We start from the raw sequence: 17,042 nt of genomic DNA, 5'->3' as shown, positions 1-17,042 counted from the left end.
TCATTCAAGAGGTTTCCATGTCCACGTCCGTTTCTGCCCCCACTTTGGCGCCCGCACCTGCGGTGCACATCGTCGGCACCGAGCTCTTGTCCAACAACTGGTACACGCTCAACAAGGTCATGTTTGATTTTCAGCGCCGCGACGGCAGCTGGCAGCGCCTGAGCCGTGAGGCCTATGACCGGGGCAACGGCGCCACGCTGCTGCTGTTCAATGCCGCGCGCGGCACGGTCATCCTCACGCGGCAATTTCGCTTGCCGACCTTTGTGAATGGCAATGCCAATGGCATGCTGATCGAGGCCTGCGCGGGACTGCTCGATGGCGCCGAACCGGAGGCCTGCATTCGCCGCGAGGTGCAGGAGGAAACCGGCTTTCAGATCGAGTCACCGCGCAAGGTCTTTGAGGCCTATATGAGCCCCGGCTCGGTGACGGAGAAGCTGCACTTCTTTGTGGCCGAGTACGAGAGCCACCAGCAAACCGGCGAAGGTGGTGGCCTGGCCCATGAGGGCGAAGACATTGAGGTGTTGGAGCTGCCCTTGGCCACCGCGCTGGCCATGGTGCAGAGTGGCGAGATTCAGGATGGCAAGACCATCATGCTGCTGCAGCACGCGGCGCTGCAGGGGCTGGTTGCTTTGCGTGCCTAAGGGCGCTTGCCCACGGTGGTGGCGCGCACATAGGTCTGTGCCACCGCCTGGATGTCCACTTTCTTGAGGCCCGCATTCAGGGCCTGCAACACGGCTTGGGCGCGAGGGCTGGCGTTGAAGCACACATACAGCGGCAGCCGGCCGGTCGTGGGTTGTTGGGCCAGCTCCAGGCCGTACAAGCTGTGTTCTCGCTGCAGATAACTGAACACTTGCAGGTCGACCGACGCATAGTCCACCCGCTGCGCCAGCACCTTGCGCAGATTGGCCAGGTCGTTGATGGCCACATCGGCCTGCACGGTTTTGCTTTCCATGAGCGCGGTCAACGCCGGGCCATTGTCATAACCCTCCACCACGCCCACCCGCTTGCCTTCAAGGTCCTTGGCGGTTTGCCACTGCGGCAGGCTGCCTTTGCGTAGGGCAAGGCCAAACTGGTAGTAGCCAATGGGGTCGGAGGTGGTGCCTTTGGCGGCGCTGCATTCCAGCCGGGAGGCCGAATAAAAGCCCAGTACCTTGTCGCCGCCACCCATCGCAGTTTTGACGGCGCGGTTCCAGGGGTAGACCTGCACATGGACGGTGTGGCCGCTGTGGGCCAGGGCCTGGCGCAAGACTACGGACAAAAAGCCCTGTTGTGCAATGGCACCTGAGTAGGGCGGCCAGTCCAGCGTGGCAAGTTCCACCTTCTCCGCCCATGCGGGTTGGCTGCAGCCCAACACCAGCGCCAAGCCAGCCAGTGCGGTCCGTGGCATGCAGAGAGAGCGTGGGAGGGAGCAGTTCAAAATTCCAACAAAAGTAAATGTATTTAGCAACGATTTTGGCATGCCCGCCCTGCGCCAGCCTGACTCAGGCGCGCCAAGCCGGCAACTCAAACGCATCGGCCAAAAAGTCCACCATGGCGCGCACCTTGCCCGGCAGATGTTTGCGCGTGGGGTACACGGCGTGGATGCCCAGCGTGGGTCCGCGCAACTCTGGCAAGACACGCACCAGACGGCCCGCGCGCACATCGTCGCCCACCAAAAAACCGGGCTGGTAAATCAGGCCTTGGTCGGCCAGGGCTGCGGCGCGGCAGGTGTCGCCGCTGTTGGCGCGCAAGCGGGGGTGGGTGCTCACGCTGTGGGGCTGGCCGTGCGCATCGGTCAGCGTCCACACATCGCCGCCGGACCACAGTGAGTAGGCCATCACGCTGTGCTGGGCCACATCGTCCAGCGTGGTGATGGGCGGCGCGGCGCGCAGGTAGGTGGGCGAGGCGCACAGCAGCACTTCGTCGTGTGCCAGCGCGCGCGACACCAGCGACGAGCTGGCCAGCAGCGCAATGCGCACCGCCATGTCATAACCCTCGTCCACCAGATCCACCACGCGGTCGGTCAGTGTGATGTCCAGTTCCACCTGCGGGTGCAGCTTCAAAAACTCGCCCCACAGCGGCGCCAGGTGCAGATTGCCAAAGGTGAGCGGGGCGTTGATCTTGAGGCGCCCACTCACCACGCCGGTGCCCGAGCTGATCGCCGCGTTGGCATCGTTCACGTCTTCCAGAATCTGGCGGCAGCGCTCCACATAGTCGCTGCCTGCGTCGGTGAGCGAGAGGCGGCGTGTGGTGCGGTTCAGCAGCCGGGTGTTGAGGGCCGCCTCCAGCTCCAGCACCAGGCGCGAGACCACGGCCTTGGAGGTGTCCAGCCGCTGCGCCGCCTGCACAAAACTGCCGGCCTGCACCACAGCAACAAAGGCCTGCATCTGGCGAAACTGGTCCATGGGCGTGGGCCTTGTGCTGGAGTTAAGGCACGATGGTGGTGAACAAATAGGTGGCCAGCAGCACCAGGTGCACCACGCCCTGCAGCACCGTGGTGCGCCCGGTGCTGAGTGACAGTGAGCTGACGAACAGCGACAACAGCAGCAACACGCTGGACTTGATGTCCAAGCCCAGGGTCAACGTCCAGCCGGTCGCCAAAGATACGATCGCGACCGCCGGAATGGTGAGGCCGATGCTGGCCAAGGCCGAGCCCAGCGCCAGGTTCAGGCTGGTTTGCAGACGGTTGGCCCGCGCTGCGCGGTAGGCTGCCAGGCCTTCGGGCAAGAGCACCACCATGGCAATGATGATGCCGACCACCGCCTTGGGGGCGCCCGCGCCAGCCACGGCGGCTTCAATGGTGGGGGCCAGTGCCTTGGCCAGCAGCACTACCGCCACCAGGCCCAGCAACAACAGGCCGGCGCTGATTGCGGCGTGCTTGCCGCTGGGCGGCTGTGCATGCACCTCTTCGTTGGTGGCGGCCTCGGGGGGCAAAAAGTAGTCGCGGTGGCGCACCGCTTGCACCAGCACAAAGGTGCCATAGAGCACCAGCGAGACGATGGCCACAAAGGCCAGCTGGCTGGGGCTGTAGACCGGGCCAATCACGCTGGTGGTGTAGTTGGGCAGCACCAGCGTGAGCACCGCGATGGCGGCCAGCGTGGTGAGCGAGGCGCTCACACCCAGCTGGCCAAAGGTCTGCTCGCGGTAGCGGCTGCCGCCCGCCAGCAGGCACATGCCCACAATGCCATTCAAAATCAGCATCACTGCGGCAAACACGGTGTCGCGCGCCAGCGCCGTGGTCTCGGGGCCGCCGGCCAGCATCATGGAAACGATCAGCGCCACCTCGATCACCGTGATCGCCAGCGCCAGCACCAGCGTGCCATAGGGCTCGCCCACTTTGTGCGCCACGACCTCGGCATGGTGCACCGCCGACAGCACGGTGCCCACCAGCCCGGCGGCCAGCAGTGCCACCCACCAGCCGCCCGACAGGCCGAACATGCTGCCCGCCAACAACAGGCAGCCCACCATGGGCCAGGCCACAGACCAAAGGGGGAGGGGGACTTGCTGGTGCATACGGGGCTTTCTTCAAAACGGCGGTTGGGTCCTATTGTCAATAAAACAAGGACATTGAATCAATAGCTTGCATATTTATCTTTGGTTTGTGCGCTTTTACAGTGCAGGCATTGCTCTTGAAAACCCCGAAGGACTCTGCCATGACCACTCTGCCCAGCCTGTTTGTCTCCCACGGCGCGCCCCTGTTTGCCGTGGATGCCGGTACCACCGGCCCCGCGCTGACAGCTTGGGGTGCCACGCTGCCGGCCGACTTGCGCGGCATCGTCATCATGTCGCCGCACTGGATGGCGCGCAGCCCTTCGGTCATGACCACGCCCAAGCCCAGCACCTGGCACGACTTTGGCGGTTTTCCGCCCGCGCTGTACCAGCTGAACTACCCCGCACCGGGCAGCCCGGCGCTAGGGCTGGAGGTGATTGCCGCGCTGCAGGCGGCCGGGATCAGCGCCGCGCCCGACGCCACCCGTCCGCTGGACCACGGCACCTGGGTGCCCCTGATGCACCTGCTGCCGCAGGCGAAGGTGCCGGTGGTGCAGGTCGCCTTGCCCATGGGCTATGGCCCGCGCGAGGTCTACGCCATGGGCGCGGCCCTGGAGGGCTTGCGTGCGCACGGGGTGCTGGTCATGGGCTCGGGCAGCATGACGCACAACCTGGCGGAGTTTTTTGGGGGTGAACGCGAGGTCGCACCGTATGTGACCGAGTTCAGCCGCTGGATTGAAGACAAGCTGAGCAGTGGCAACCTGGATGCGCTCTTGGCCTACCGGGCCCAGGCGCCCCATGCCAGCCGGGCCCACCCGAGCGAAGACCACTTCCTGCCCCTGTTTTTTGCGCTGGGCGCCGCAGGGCCCGATGCCCGGCCCGACTACCTGAGCCGCGAAGTGATGTACAGCATGCTGGCCATGGATGCGTTTACCTTGCAGTGATCGGCCACTTTAAGGCTCAAATTGGCCTTGGAGGCCGTGGATACTGCGTGAATAGCTCCTGATTTAGGAGCAAAAGTGCCTGCTTTCGCTTGCTAAGTCCGGCAATCAATTTTAGATTTATTTCGATTGTTTCGAATTTGTCGTATTTGCAAGTGAAAATAGGGGCCTGAACAACCCGGGCGCAGCCACTGCGCGCACACCATGGCCCCACACAGCACTACCGTCGGCAACCCGCTGCCCACCTTGCAGGGCCTGTTTGTGCAGCTCAAAACCACGTTTGCGCAGCATGTGGAGGTGGCCGATGGTCCGCAAACCCGGCTGTTGCGCGTGGCCGGCCTGGAGCTGCCCTTGCCGCCGGACGCGGGCGAGTCGCGCGTACTGCTGGACGCCGTGTGCGAACGGCTGGCTGAGGTGGCGGCGTTTGGTATCACTTCGGCCTTGACCGACACATCCGTCCACGGCACGCGCCATCGCATGGAGCTGGTGAGCGCCCTGGCCCAGCTGGAAGCGACGGCCGGCAGTCTGCCCGCACAAGCGCCTGCCCGTCGGGCAGACGCTGCCAGCGACCTGCTCACCACCGCCGAGGTGGCGGCTCAACTGGGCATGAGCCGCCCCTATGTCTCCATGCTGTGCGACCAGGGCAAGCTCGGCGAAGTCACCCGCTCCGAGGGCGGCCACCGCCGCATTGCCAAGCAGGCGGTGGACGACTACCTGCGCACCCACGCGCACGCTCCCAACCCTGCGCCCTGAGACGCCATGGAACACTCTGTCAGCCTCATCACCACCCTGGCCGCTGGTTTTGGTCTGGCGCTCATCCTCGGTTTTGTGGCCGCCAAGCTCAAGCTGCCCGCGCTGGTGGGCTATTTGGTGGCCGGCATCATGATTGGCCCGGCCACGCCGGGTTTTGTGGCCGATGCGCAGATCGCCTCGCAGCTGGCCGAGGTGGGCGTGATGCTGCTGATGTTTGGCGTGGGGCTGCATTTCTCCATCGACGACCTGATGGCCGTACGCAAGATTGCCTTGCCCGGTGCCATCGTGCAGATCGTGGTGGCCACGGCGCTGGGTGCGGGCGTGGCGTTGTTCTGGGGCTGGTCGTTGGGGGCGGCCTTGGTGTTTGGCGTGTCGCTGTCGGTGGCCAGCACGGTGGTGCTGCTCAAGGCGCTGGAAAGCCAGGGCCTGACCGATGCAGCGGACGGCCGCATCGCCATTGGCTGGCTGGTGGTGGAAGACCTGGCCATGGTGCTGGTGTTGGTCTTGTTGCCGGCCTTGGCGCCCTCGTTGGGTGGCAAAGCGGCTGCCACTGACCGCAGCACGGCCATGACGATTGTCATCACGCTGGCGCAGGTGGGGGGCTTTGTCGCCTTCATGCTGGTGGTGGGGCGGCGCCTGTTTCCGTGGATTCTCTGGCAGGTCACCAAGACCGGATCGCGTGAGCTGTTCACCCTGAGCGTGGTGGCCGCGGCGGTCAGCATTGCCTATGGCTCGGCTGCCTTGTTTGGTGTGTCGTTTGCGCTCGGTGCATTTTTTGCCGGCATGGTGCTGCGCGAGTCCGAATTCAGCGCGCGCGCGGCAGAGCAAACGCTACCGCTGCAAGACGCTTTTGCGGTGCTGTTTTTTGTGTCCGTGGGCATGTTGTTTGACCCCATGGTGCTGGTGGACGAGCCGCTGCACGTGCTGGCCACGGTGGCGGTCATCGTGTTCGGCAAAACCCTGGCCGCCGCCGCACTGGTGCTGGCGCTGGGCTACCCGGCGCGCACGGCGCTGGTGGTGGCGGCGAGCTTGGCCCAAGTGGGGGAGTTTTCTTTCATCCTGGCCGGCCTGGGCATGGCGCTGAACCTGCTGCCCAAGGAGGGGAACAGTTTGATTCTGGCCGGTGCACTGATCTCCATTGCCCTCAACCCCGTGGTGTTTGGCACGGTGCAGCCGCTGCTGCAGTGGCTGCAGCGCCATCCCAAGCTGGCAGCGCGCCTGGAGCTTGCGGCCAACCCGCTGGCCGAGCTGCCCATGAGCACCGAGGCCAAGTACCTGGCCAACCAGGTGGTCTTGGTGGGCTGGGGCCGCGTGGGCAAGCTGATTGCCGGCGCACTGACTGAGCGCGGCATTCCTTTTGTGGTGGCCGAGTCCAACCGCGAGGCGGTGGAGTCTTTGCGTGCGCAGGGCATCCCCGCCGTATGGGGCGATGCCACCGAGCCCATGGTGCTGGTGCAAGCCCATATCCGCGAGGCGCGTGCCCTGGTCATTGCCACCCCCGAAACCCTGCAGGTGCGCGGCATGGTGGAGACCGCCCGCACGCTCAACCCCCACATTGCGGTGGTGGTGCGCAGCCACAACGTCGAAGAAGCCACGCGCCTGGAAAGCGACGGTGCTGGCACCGTCTTTGTGGGCGAAACAGAGTTGGCGAAATCCATGATTGGCCACGTGCTGGGGCTGGTGGCGCTGGGGGCACCAGCGGCGCCGTTGCGGCACTGAGGGGCCGCCCTGGCCTGGGGCGGGGCTACACTGCAGTGCGGTAGTGCCCACAACTCTCACACCCGCATTGGAGGCCCATGCAGTCCCTCAAGTCCCTGTCCGTCGGTACCCGTCTGTCCCTGACCACCGCCACTGTTCTTGCGCTTCTGCTGGGCGTGCTCTACACGGGCTACAGCGCCCTCGGTGCGGTGGCCAGGCAAGCATCGCAATTTCAACCGCAGGTGAACACCGCACAGAACAGCATGCTGGTCATGGCGGTGCTGGCCGTGGTGGTGGGCGTGGTCTCCACCATCAACCAGGTGCGCAGCATTTCGCTTCCGCTGGCCGACGCCATCCACATTGCAGAGACTGTGGCCTCGGGCGACCTGAGCCACGACTTTGAAAATAGCCGCGGTGGCGAGTTTGGCCGCCTGCTGGATGCCATGGGCACCATGGAAGACACGCTCACCGACCTGGTCACGCAGATCAAGGAAAGCACTGAGCCGCTGACGGCGTCTTCGGCAGACATTGCGCAGTCCAGCGCCGACCTGCTACAGCACACCCAAGTGCAAGCCAACGCACTCAACGCCACCGCAAGCAGCATGAGCGAACTCACCGCTACCGTGCAAGAAAACGCCCAGCGCGCGCAAAGCGCCAGCACGTTGGCGGTGAGTGCCTCCAGCATTGCCCAGCGCGGCGGTGAGGTGGTGGGCGAGGTGGTGCAAACCATGCACGCCATCACCGACAGCTCACGCAAGGTGGTGGACATCATCGCGGTGATAGAAGGCGTCTCCTTCCAGACCAACATCCTGGCGCTGAACGCGGCGGTGGAGGCAGCCCGTGCAGGTGAGCAGGGCCGTGGCTTTGCCGTGGTGGCCAGCGAGGTGCGCAGCCTGGCCGGCCGCAGCGCGGATGCCGCCAAGGAAATCCGCGGCCTTATCAGCCATTCGGCCCAGCAGGTGGATGCGGGTTCGCAGCTGGTGGGCCGCGCTGGCGCCACCATGCAAGACATTGTCACCGCCGTGCGCCAGGTCACTGATTTGCTGGGTGATATCTCTGCAGCATCGGCCCAGCAAAGCCAAAGCGTGTTGCAAGCCAGCCAGGCCGTGGTGCACATGCAGGCCGAAACCCGCCACAACACCAAGCAAGTGGGCCATACAGCAAGCGCCGCCACCGCGATGAGCGAGCGCGTGCGCAAGCTGCAGAGCGCGGTGGATCAGTTCAAGGTGTGAGTGCGCCGTAGTTTGGGATAATTTAAGGCTCTAGCCCTCGTGGAGTATGCGCGAGTAGCTATTGAATTAGGAGCGTTTTGGTGCCTTGAGGGATGCGATTAACAGCCGAAATGCGGCGCTTACGGGTGTTGGTGAACGACCGCTTTTTGACTATGCAAAGTGTTAATAGAATGCAAAGAATGCCAAAGTCCAAATTCCCAGCGCATGGTGAATATAAATCCACAATAGATGGGCAAGTCTTGATTGCTCATTGTTGGGGCAGTTGGAATATTGAAATGCACCAAGAGTCGGCAAGGCTGTCAAAACCCCTCGTAGAAGAACTCAACGCCAAAGGGCCATGGGGTTGTATAACGGTCGTGCACGAGTCTATGGTGACCTCCCTAGAGGTACTCCAAGCTGGCAGAGACGCAGTAGCCTCTTTGCCAAAAGATTCCGCGCTGGTTGCCTTGGCTTGGGTTTTAAAGCCAGACTTGGAGGGCTATTCTTTCCTCTACAAACGCTACGAATCCATGTATACGGACTTGCTTGAAACAAAGACATTCGACAACCTTTCAGCGGCACAGTTTTGGATTGAGAAGGTGATAGCTTCAAAGCCCAAAGGGCTTGTAGCCTGACAGCCTTTCAGACAATGTCCGCAATGGGATACCTTGTTCACTGAGTCTTACGGCCGGAAACAGTCTGAAGGTGACCTAAATCAGAACTTGAGTTGCCGCGATACGCAAAGCAGTTCGATCCTTTGAAGCAGCTATTGGCAATTGATTGCGGCAGGCCTGGAGCCGCTCATGCAGCCTGCTGCCTCAGCACTCCACAATATTTACCGCCAACCCCCCGCGCGCAGTTTCCTTGTACTTGGTCTTCATATCGGCGCCGGTTTCGCGCATGGTTTTGATGACCTTGTCCAGGCTGACGAAGTGGCTGCCGTCGCCGCGCAGGGCCATGCGGGCGGCGTTGATGGCTTTGACGGAGGCGATGGCGTTGCGCTCGATGCAGGGGATTTGCACCAGCCCGCCCACCGGGTCGCAGGTCAGGCCCAGGTGGTGTTCCATGCCGATCTCGGCCGCGTTTTCTACTTGCTCGGGCGTGCCGCCCATCACGGCGCACAGGGCTGCAGCGGCCATGCTGCAGGCCACGCCCACCTCGCCCTGGCAGCCCACCTCGGCGCCGCTGATGCTGGCGTTTTCTTTGTAGAGGATGCCGATGGCGGCGGCAGTGAGCAGGAAGTCGATGACGCCCTGGTCATGCGCGCCGGGCACAAAGCGCGTGTAGTAGTGCAGCACGGCGGGGATGATGCCGGCCGCACCGTTGGTGGGCGCGGTGACCACGCGGCCCCCGGCGGCGTTTTCCTCGTTCACGGCCAGGGCGTAGAGGTTCACCCAGTCCAGCACCTGCAGCGGGTCGCGCAGCGCTTCCTCGGGTTTGCTCACCAGCGCATCGCGCAGGGCCTTGGCGCGGCGCTTGACCTTGAAGCCGCCGGGCAACACGCCCTCGGTGGCGCAGCCGCGCTTCACGCAGGCTTGCATCACCTGCCAGATGCGCAGCAGGCCGGCGTCGATGTCGGCATCGCTGCGCCAATGTTGCTCGTTGCGGCGCATGATCTGCGCAATGCTCAGGCCGTGTTGCTACCGCCAGCTGCAGCAGCGACTCGCCGCTGGTGAAGGGCAGGGGCAGCACGGTGGCGTCGGGGGCAATCACCTTTTGCCGCGTGCCATCGGCCGCCACCTCGTCGCTCACGATAAAGCCGCCGCCCACCGAGTAGTAGATGCGCTCCTGCAGCTCCTTGCCTGCCGCGTCCAGCGCCACAAAGCGCATGCCGTTGGCATGGAAGGGCAGCGGCGCGCGCATGAAGAGCAGGTCGTCCTTCTCGTGGAAAGCGATGCTGTGCACGCCGCCCAGCGTGATGCGCTGGCTGCTGCGGATCTGCGCCAGCGTGGGCGCGATCTGCTCCACCTCCACCGTGTCGGGCTCCATGCCGCTCAGGCCCAGCAGCACCGCCACATCGCTGGCGTGGCCCTTGCCCGTGGCGCCCAGGGAGCCATGCAACCAGCAGCGCACCGTGGCGGTCTGCGCCAGCAGGTTGGCGTGCTGCAGCCGCGCCACAAACTGCCGCGCCGCCCGCATGGGCCCCACGGTGTGCGAGCTGCTGGGGCCGATGCCGATCTTGAACAGGTCGAAAACAGAGACTGCCATGGTGTGGGTCCTTCTTGGTGGAGTGTGCGCTGGAAATGTTTACGCGGCTAGTTGCTGTTGCACATGGCCCACCAACTGGTGCGCGGTGATGGCGGACAGGGTCCAGCCCAGGTGGCCGTGGCCGGTGTTGTAGAACACGTTGGCTTTTTTGCCCGCACCCACGCGCGGCAGCATGTTGGGCATCATGGGCCGCAGGCCGGCCCAGGGTTCGGCGCGGCGCGTGCTCACGCCGGGGAAGCATTGGTTCACCCAGTTCACCAGTGGGCGGATGCGGTCGGCGCGGATGTCGTGGTTGAAGCCATTGAACTCGGCCGTGCCCGCCACGCGGAAGCGGTCCTGGCCCAGGCGGCTGGTTACCAGCTTGGTCTCGTCGTCCAGCAGGCTCACCTGCGGTGCGGCCTGCTGGCTGGCTTCGTCGTTCAGGTGCACGGTGATGGAGTAGCCCTTGACCGGGTAGATGTTCAAGCGGTCGCCCAGCTGAGCGGCGATGCCACGCCCATGCACACCGGCGCACACCACCACACCGTCAAACGTTTGGGTCTCGGTGCCCGCATCGCTTTGCAAGACCAGATCCGCCCGCGTACCATCGGCAGACGCCTTGAGCACCTGGTGGCCATACAAAAACGTCACGCCCAGGCGCGCGCAGGCCTGTGACAGGCCGTGCGTGTATTTGTGGATGTCGCCCGTGGAATCGCTCTCGGTGTAGTAACCGCCGTAGTACTGGCCCTGCAGCGTGGGCTCGATCGCGCGCATCTCGTCGGGCGTGACCGCACGGCGCGGCAGGCCACCCGCCGCCAGCATGGTGGACACGGTGCCCGCATGGTCAAAGCCCGCCTTGTTGCGGTAGATGTGCAAGATGCCTTTGCGCTTATGGTCGAAGTCAATGCCTTCCTTCTCAGCCCAGCCAAACAGGTGCTCACGCGCGGCAATGGCCAGGCGCGTGGTGGCCTCCGTGTTGTCGCGGTAACGGGGAATAGCGGCCACAAACTCGGCCATCCAGCTCAGCTTGTGCCAGGTGGGTGTGGGGTTCATCAACAAGGGCGCGTCCTTGGTGAACATCCACTTCAGCCCCTTCACGATCGTGCTGGGGTGGGTCCAGACCTCGGCATTGGACGCCGACAACTGGCCGCCGTTGGCGTACGACGTTTCCATGCCCGCGTAGCGGTGTTTCTCGATCAGGGTGACCTGGTAACCCGCGTTGGCCAGGGTGTAGGCGCTGGTGACGCCGGTGATACCGCCGCCGATGATGGCTATGTGTTTCATGAAGCACTCTCTCAAAGAACAGTCGCAAACAAAGAAGTCGCCCACCCACACACCATGTGCCGGTGACGACCCCCTCTGTTTGAGACCTGAGAGATTCACCGCCGGCCTGGTGGGCCGGCGGCTTGCTCCTGCGGTGTGCCGCGGGACTGACCGCGACAGCTCTTCTGAGTGCTCAGGGATGCAAGATCCCTACCGCAGCGGTCCTGGGTGCCTGAGAGTTTCCGGGGTGGTTGCTCCTTCGGCGCTGGTGCTGTGTGAGGCACCAGGCTCTCCCGCTGCGATGCCAGGTCTAGCCTGGCCAGGGGGGCTGCATGCAATGCACTGCCACCCTGAATTTCAAACTTAGCTTTAGCGTACTCGGTCAACGGCACGCAGCTGCAGAACAGGTTGCGGTCGCCATACACGTTGTCCACCCGGCCCACGCTGGGCCAGTACTTCACGGCCTTGAGGCTGGCCACCGGGAAGGCGCCTACCTCACGGCTGTAGGGGCGCTCCCACTCGCCGCCCAGCAGGCTGGCGGCGGTGTGGGGAGCATGCTTCAAGGGGTTGTTGTCCTGCGGCCATTCGCCTTTTTCGACCCGCGCGATTTCGCCACGGATGGCGATCATGGCGTTGATAAAGCGGTCCAGCTCGGCCAGGGTTTCGCTCTCGGTGGGCTCCACCATCAGCGTGTTGGGCACGGGGAAGGAGAGCGTGGGCGCGTGGAAGCCGTAGTCCATCAGGCGCTTGGCCACGTCTTCGGCCATCACGCCGCAGGTGTCCTTGAAGTGGCGCAGGTCCAGGATGCACTCGTGGGCGACGTGCCCGTTGGCAGATGCGTACAGGGTGGGGTAGTGGTCGGCTAGGCGCGCGCTGATGTAGTTGGCGCTCAGGATGGCGACTTCAGTCGCTTGTTGCAGGCCGTCCGGGCCCATCATGCGGCAGTACATCCAGCTGATGGGCAGCACCGCTGCGTTGCCCAGGGGCACCGCACTGACTGCTCCTGTGCCGGGGACACCGCCGGTGGCATGGCCGGGCAGGTAAGGCACCAGGTCTTCCACCACGCATACCGGGCCCACACCGGGGCCGCCACCGCCGTGGGGGATGCAGAAGGTCTTGTGCAGGTTCAGGTGGCTCACATCGCCGCCAAATTCGCCGGGGGCTGCGGTGCCCACCAATGCGTTCATGTTGGCGCCGTCCACATAGACCCGGCCGCCGTGCTGGTGCACCAAAGCGCACAGCTCTTTCACGGACGTTTCAAACACGCCGTGGGTGCTGGGGTAGGTGATCATCACCGCGGCCAGGTTGGCGCTGTGCTGCTCGCACTTGGCTTGCAGATCGTCCATGTCTACGTTGCCGTTGTCATCGCACTTGGCGACCACTACTGTCATACCGACCATCATGGCGCTGGCGGGGTTGGTGCCGTGCGCGCTGCTGGGGATCAGGCAGATGTTGCGGTGGCCCTGACCACGGGCTTCGTGGTAGGCCTTGATGACGAGCAAGCCGGCGTATTCGCCCTGGCTGCCGGCGTTGGGCTGCAGGCTGATGCCCGCGTAGCCAGTCGCGGCGCACAGCCATGCGCGCAATTGCGCGTCCAGCTCGGTGTAGCCCTCGCGCTGGTCCGCAGGTGCAAAGGGGTGGATATTGGCGAACTCAGGCCAGGTGATGGGAATCATCTCGCTGGTCGCGTTGAGCTTCATGGTGCAGGAGCCCAGCGGGATCATGCTGCGGTCCAGCGCCAAGTCCTTGTCACTGAGTGCGCGGATGTAGCGCAGCATGCCGGTCTCGGAGTGGTGGGTGTTGAACACCGGGTGGGTCAAGAAGGCACTGGTGCGGCGCAGGGCGGCGGGGATCAACGACCCGGCTCCGGCTTCCAAAGCTTCCACGGTGGGCAGGGCCTGGCCTTCGGCGGCAAACAGGCTCCATAGCAAAGCAATGTCCGCACGGGTAGTGGTTTCGTCCAGAGAGATGGCGATGTACTCTTCAAAGTAAATTCGCACGTTGGCGCCCATGGATACTGCGCGAGCAGCTATCGATTTGGTAGCAGATCCGGTCTTGATGGTCAGCGTGTCAAACGCCGTGTCGCTGCTGGGCACATGGCCCAAGGCGCGCAGACCCGCCGCCAGGATGGCGGTGAAGGTCGCGACCCGCTGGGCAATGCGGGTCAGACCGGCAGGGCCGTGGTACACGGCGTACATGCTGGCCACTACGGCTGGCAGCACCTGTGCGGTGCAGATGTTGGAGGTGGCTTTCTCGCGGCGGATGTGCTGTTCGCGGGTTTGTAAGGCCAGGCGGTAGGCGGGGTTGCCATGTACGTCCACACTCACGCCGACCAAACGGCCCGGCATGGAGCGTTTGTATTCGTCGCGGCAGGCCATGTAGGCAGCGTGCGGACCACCATTGCACAGCGGCATGCCGAAGCGCTGGGTGGTGCCGACCACGATGTCCGCATCCCATTCACCGGGTGGGGTCAGCAGCGTCAAGGCCAGCAGGTCAGCCGCCACGATGAAGGCCGCTTGCTTGCCGTGCACGGTGGCTACGTCAGCGCGCAAGTCGTCGATGCGGCCGCTGGTGGCGGGGTACTGGGCCAGCACCGCGAAGTAGTCGCCCGCGAGTGCAGCGTCCCACTCCGCAGCAGAGTTGGCCAGCTGCACAGTGATGCCCAGCGGCTTGGCACGGGTTTGAATCACTTCGATGGTTTGCGGATGGCAGTCGCCGGCCACCACAAAGGTGTTGCTCTTGCTCTTGACCGAGCGCTTGGCCAGCGTCATGGCTTCAGCGGCGGCGGTAGCTTCGTCCAGCATGGAGGCGTTGGCCATGGGCATACCGGTCAGGTCGCACACCATGGTCTGGAAGTTCACCAGCGCTTCCATACGGCCTTGGCAGATCTCGGCCTGGTAGGGCGTGTAGGCCGTGTACCAAGCGGGGTTCTCCAGGATGTTGCGCAGGATCACGCCGGGCGTGTGCGTGCCGTAGTAGCCCTGGCCAATAAAGCTCTTGAGCACCTGGTTCTTGCCCGCAAACGCCTTCAACTCCGCCAGCGCAGCCGCCTCCGTAATCGCCGCCGGAATCGTCCATCTTGCTGGAGCGTGCAATGCTGGCGGCACGATGCTGTCGATCAGCGCGCGGCGCGAGGTTTCGCCAATCGCTTTCAGCATCAGCGCTTCGTCAGCCGCATTGATGCCGATGTGGCGGGCGTGGAACTCGCTGGCGTTTTCCAGCTGGGCGAGAGTGGGCGCAGAGGTAGACGAGGACGTTGGGGCAGGTGGACGTAGGCTGTGGCGTTTGGTCGGTGAGCAGCCCACACAATCACGGGTAGCCCCGCTCGTTCAGCCCGGCGGGCTCCCGGAGACTTCGCAGGCGGGGCCTGCGCAGCCGCTCTAAGCCTTGGCGGAGAAGGCGGTGTAGCTGGTCTCGTCCATCAGGCCGTCGAGTTCGGCTGCGTTGGACAGCTTGACCTTGAAGAACCAGCCGGTGCCCAGCGGGTCGGTGTTGGCAAGTGCGGGGTCGGCGCGCAGGGCTTCGTTGACTTCGGTGATCTCACCGGTCACGGGCATGTAGACATCGGCGGCGGCCTTGACGGACTCCACCACGCCGGCCACGGCCTTGGCGTCGATGGACGCGCCAACTTCGGGCAGATCCACAAACACTACGTCGCCCAGCGCGTCTTGCGCGTGGTGGGTGATGCCGACGGTGGCGATGTCGCCTTCAACCTTGAGCCATTCGTGGTCGGGGGTGTATTTGATCGTCATGGGGAACTCCTGAAAACGGGTGATAAATGGAAATAAAACAATAAAAACGAACCTGCCAGGACAGACTTTAGCCGCCCCGGCCTGTGGTTTAGCCGCGGTAGTAACGCGTGGGCACAAAGGGCATGGCGCTCACCTCCATGGGCACGGGTTTGCCGCGCACGATGGCCACCACCTTACTGCCCACAGCCGCCCATGCGCTGTCCACATAGCCCATGGCCACGGGCTTGTCGATGGTGGGGCCGAGCAGGCCGCTGGTGACTTCACCAATCTTGTTGCCGGCGCCGTCTTGCAGCTCGGTGTGGTCCCGCACGGGGATGCGCTCCAGCGCAATGAGTCCAACGCGCTTTCTAGTGCCTTTTGTGCCGCTAGCCCCCGTGGAATCTGCGAGAGCAGCTAGTATTTTTGTAGCGCCGGGGAAACCACCTTCGCGCGCACCACCGGCGCGGCGCACCTTTTGCATGGCCCAATTCAGGCTGGCCTCTACCGGATTGGTGGTGGTGTCAATGTCGTTGCCATAGAGGCACAGGCCGGCTTCCAGCCGCAGGGAATTGCGTGCGCCCAGGCCAATCGGCTTGACTTCGGGCTGCGCCAGCAGGGCGCGGGCCAAGGCCTCGGCATAGTCGTTGTGGACCGAGATTTCAAACCCGTCTTCCCCGGTGTAGCCGCTGCGGGTCAGGAACACCTCGATCTTTTGGGTGCCCGTATCCACGGTGAAATTGCCACCGGTCATGAACACCAGCTTCTCCACGCCGGGTGCCAGGCGAGAGAGGGCGGTGACGGCCTCGGGGCCTTGCAGGGCCAGCAACGCGTAGTCGGGCAGGGGGATGACCTGGCAGCGGCTGCCAATCTTGGCCTGGATGTGGGCAATGTCGCCCACCTTGCACGCGCCGTTGACGATCACGAAGATCGTTTGGCCCCCACGCTCCCCCGTTGCACGTGGGTCGCTGCCCCCCGAGGGGGCCTTCGCGTCTTGGGGCGGCCCGGCGACGCTCAATTCGTTGTTCCCCATGTTGAAGAACATCAGGTCGTCAATGATGGTGCCCTCGTCCGTGAGCAGCAGGCCGTAGCGCTGCTTGCCCACGGGCAGGTCGATCACGTCCACCGGCATCAGGGTTTCAAAAGCCGCGGCAGCATCGGGGCCCACCAGGCGCAGCTGGCCCATGTGGGAGACGTCAAACAAGCCGGCGGCCTTGCGGGTGTGGTGGTGTTCGGCCATCAGGCCGGCTGGGTATTGCACGGGCATGGAGTAGCCGGCAAAGGGCACCATGCGGGCACCCAATTCGATGTGCAGCGCGTTGAGCGGGGTGGTCAGCAGGGATTCGGTGGCGGGAGCGGACATGGCGGCAATCCAGGTAGGGGCAAGTCAAAACCCGAGGCGAGTGCATGGCTGCGCTCGCCCGGTGCTGCCCCCGCTGTCCGCTTTACCTGAGAGATTCGCCGGGCCTGCATGCACGTGGGGTGCGCAGACTGCGGGTTGCTCCTTCGGTGGGCTGCAAAGTTTGCAGCCTCTCTCCAGTGGGGTGTCGTTGACAGCCAAGCCACCAACGGATGTCAGTCCTTTTGCCTGAGCGTTCAGACCGCTGCAATCAGCCGTCCTGCGCCTTCGGCGGCCTCCGCGGGGGAAGCTCTCTCCTGACTGGACGGGATTCTAAACGAGGTGCCCACGACGTCTGCAAGTTCTTGGCACTTGCGCTTTCCACAAGGGCTGATTTGTCGCAATCTTGGCTTGTTCATGCTCATCTACACTGCTTTGCAGTTGCTGGCGCCCC

Annotated in this window: 12 protein-coding genes, 2 pseudogenes and 3 riboswitches; of the genes and pseudogenes, 6 read left to right on the top strand and 8 right to left on the bottom strand. The window is 64.1% G+C overall.

The features are described 5' to 3' along the window. Positions 1–17: 17 nt before the first annotated feature. Positions 18–641, top strand: a complete 624-nt coding sequence (gene nudK, locus U5O12_RS10935) for a GDP-mannose pyrophosphatase NudK (protein WP_322578664.1) — start codon at positions 18–20, stop codon at positions 639–641. Here the strand turns inward: nudK and U5O12_RS10930 are convergent. The 3 genes from U5O12_RS10930 to U5O12_RS10920 form a co-directional block, all read right to left on the bottom strand. Beyond that, entirely contained in the window at positions 638–1,387 is a 750-nt protein-coding gene (locus U5O12_RS10930; protein ID WP_322578663.1) for a transporter substrate-binding domain-containing protein, read from the bottom strand. The two genes, nudK and U5O12_RS10930, sit on opposite strands and share 4 nt — an antisense overlap. 94 nt (positions 1,388–1,481) lie before the next feature. Then, complete coding sequence (locus U5O12_RS10925) at positions 1,482–2,384, bottom strand: LysR family transcriptional regulator (RefSeq protein ID WP_322578662.1); 903 nt, start codon at positions 2,382–2,384, stop codon at positions 1,482–1,484. Positions 2,385–2,406: 22 nt separating this feature from the next. Then, positions 2,407–3,492: an ionic transporter y4hA gene (locus U5O12_RS10920; protein WP_322578661.1), complete on the bottom strand. Its 1,086-nt coding sequence runs from the start codon at positions 3,490–3,492 to the stop codon at positions 2,407–2,409. A 140-nt stretch (positions 3,493–3,632) separates the two neighbouring features. Here U5O12_RS10920 and U5O12_RS10915 point away from each other — a divergent pair, with 140 nt between their 5' ends. From U5O12_RS10915 to U5O12_RS10895, 5 genes are all read left to right on the top strand, one after another. Beyond that, positions 3,633–4,412, top strand: coding sequence for a class III extradiol ring-cleavage dioxygenase (locus U5O12_RS10915; protein WP_322578660.1), 780 nt, complete (start codon positions 3,633–3,635; stop codon positions 4,410–4,412). 201 nt (positions 4,413–4,613) lie between these two features. After that, complete coding sequence (locus U5O12_RS10910) at positions 4,614–5,162, top strand: helix-turn-helix domain-containing protein (RefSeq protein WP_322578659.1); 549 nt, start codon at positions 4,614–4,616, stop codon at positions 5,160–5,162. A gap of 6 nt (positions 5,163–5,168) precedes the next feature. After that, positions 5,169–6,881: a YbaL family putative K(+) efflux transporter gene (gene ybaL, locus U5O12_RS10905; RefSeq protein ID WP_322578658.1), complete on the top strand. Its 1,713-nt coding sequence runs from the start codon at positions 5,169–5,171 to the stop codon at positions 6,879–6,881. Positions 6,882–6,958: 77 nt separating this feature from the next. Continuing rightward, positions 6,959–8,092 (top strand): methyl-accepting chemotaxis protein, encoded by a 1,134-nt coding sequence (locus tag U5O12_RS10900; RefSeq protein WP_322578657.1) that lies wholly within the window; start codon positions 6,959–6,961, stop codon positions 8,090–8,092. Between the two features lie 179 nt (positions 8,093–8,271). Further along, positions 8,272–8,706 carry a hypothetical protein gene (locus U5O12_RS10895; protein WP_322578656.1) on the top strand — a complete coding sequence of 145 codons (435 nt, stop codon included), beginning with the start codon at positions 8,272–8,274 and terminating at the stop codon, positions 8,704–8,706. A 183-nt stretch (positions 8,707–8,889) separates the two neighbouring features. Here the strand turns inward: U5O12_RS10895 and U5O12_RS10890 are convergent. The 5 genes and pseudogenes from U5O12_RS10890 to gcvT form a co-directional block, all read right to left on the bottom strand. Beyond that, positions 8,890–10,279 (bottom strand): annotated as a pseudogene (locus tag U5O12_RS10890) (L-serine ammonia-lyase). A 39-nt stretch (positions 10,280–10,318) separates the two neighbouring features. Next, positions 10,319–11,542, bottom strand: a complete 1,224-nt coding sequence (locus U5O12_RS10885; RefSeq protein WP_322578655.1) for a D-amino acid dehydrogenase — start codon at positions 11,540–11,542, stop codon at positions 10,319–10,321. A gap of 188 nt (positions 11,543–11,730) precedes the next feature. Then, positions 11,731–11,827: riboswitch (glycine riboswitch) on the bottom strand. Between the two features lie 65 nt (positions 11,828–11,892). Further along, a pseudogene (gene gcvP / locus U5O12_RS10880) lies at positions 11,893–14,742 on the bottom strand (aminomethyl-transferring glycine dehydrogenase); the annotation flags it as partial. 159 nt (positions 14,743–14,901) lie between these two features. After that, positions 14,902–15,273 carry a glycine cleavage system protein GcvH gene (gcvH, locus tag U5O12_RS10875; protein ID WP_322578654.1) on the bottom strand — a complete coding sequence of 124 codons (372 nt, stop codon included), beginning with the start codon at positions 15,271–15,273 and terminating at the stop codon, positions 14,902–14,904. An 88-nt stretch (positions 15,274–15,361) separates the two neighbouring features. After that, positions 15,362–16,612: a glycine cleavage system aminomethyltransferase GcvT gene (gcvT, locus tag U5O12_RS10870; protein WP_322578653.1), complete on the bottom strand. Its 1,251-nt coding sequence runs from the start codon at positions 16,610–16,612 to the stop codon at positions 15,362–15,364. A gap of 63 nt (positions 16,613–16,675) precedes the next feature. Next, a riboswitch (glycine riboswitch) is annotated at positions 16,676–16,799 on the bottom strand. Positions 16,800–16,815: 16 nt separating this feature from the next. Then, positions 16,816–16,918: riboswitch (glycine riboswitch) on the bottom strand. Between the last annotated feature and the right edge of the window lie 124 nt (positions 16,919–17,042).

The sequence above is a fragment of the Rhodoferax sp. genome (genome assembly GCF_034519335.1).
Classification (GTDB): domain Bacteria; phylum Pseudomonadota; class Gammaproteobacteria; order Burkholderiales; family Burkholderiaceae_C; genus Allorhodoferax.
Note: the sequence above shows the minus strand (reverse complement) of the source record. Positions and strands in the feature narration are given on the sequence as shown.

What these genes read in the sequence shown, in the direction of transcription:
- gcvT (WP_322578653.1), bottom strand. Translation starts at nt 16,612, where the DNA reads ATGTCCGCTCCCGCCACCGAATCCCTGCTGACCACCCCGCTCAACGCG.
- U5O12_RS10915 (WP_322578660.1), top strand. Translation starts at nt 3,633, where the DNA reads ATGACCACTCTGCCCAGCCTGTTTGTCTCCCACGGCGCGCCCCTGTTT.
- ybaL (WP_322578658.1), top strand. Translation starts at nt 5,169, where the DNA reads ATGGAACACTCTGTCAGCCTCATCACCACCCTGGCCGCTGGTTTTGGT.
- U5O12_RS10900 (WP_322578657.1), top strand. Translation starts at nt 6,959, where the DNA reads ATGCAGTCCCTCAAGTCCCTGTCCGTCGGTACCCGTCTGTCCCTGACC.
- U5O12_RS10930 (WP_322578663.1), bottom strand. Translation starts at nt 1,387, where the DNA reads ATGCCACGGACCGCACTGGCTGGCTTGGCGCTGGTGTTGGGCTGCAGC.
- U5O12_RS10910 (WP_322578659.1), top strand. Translation starts at nt 4,614, where the DNA reads ATGGCCCCACACAGCACTACCGTCGGCAACCCGCTGCCCACCTTGCAG.
- U5O12_RS10920 (WP_322578661.1), bottom strand. Translation starts at nt 3,492, where the DNA reads ATGCACCAGCAAGTCCCCCTCCCCCTTTGGTCTGTGGCCTGGCCCATG.
- gcvH (WP_322578654.1), bottom strand. Translation starts at nt 15,273, where the DNA reads ATGACGATCAAATACACCCCCGACCACGAATGGCTCAAGGTTGAAGGC.
- nudK (WP_322578664.1), top strand. Translation starts at nt 18, where the DNA reads ATGTCCACGTCCGTTTCTGCCCCCACTTTGGCGCCCGCACCTGCGGTG.
- U5O12_RS10885 (WP_322578655.1), bottom strand. Translation starts at nt 11,542, where the DNA reads ATGAAACACATAGCCATCATCGGCGGCGGTATCACCGGCGTCACCAGC.
- U5O12_RS10925 (WP_322578662.1), bottom strand. Translation starts at nt 2,384, where the DNA reads ATGGACCAGTTTCGCCAGATGCAGGCCTTTGTTGCTGTGGTGCAGGCC.
- U5O12_RS10895 (WP_322578656.1), top strand. Translation starts at nt 8,272, where the DNA reads ATGCCAAAGTCCAAATTCCCAGCGCATGGTGAATATAAATCCACAATA.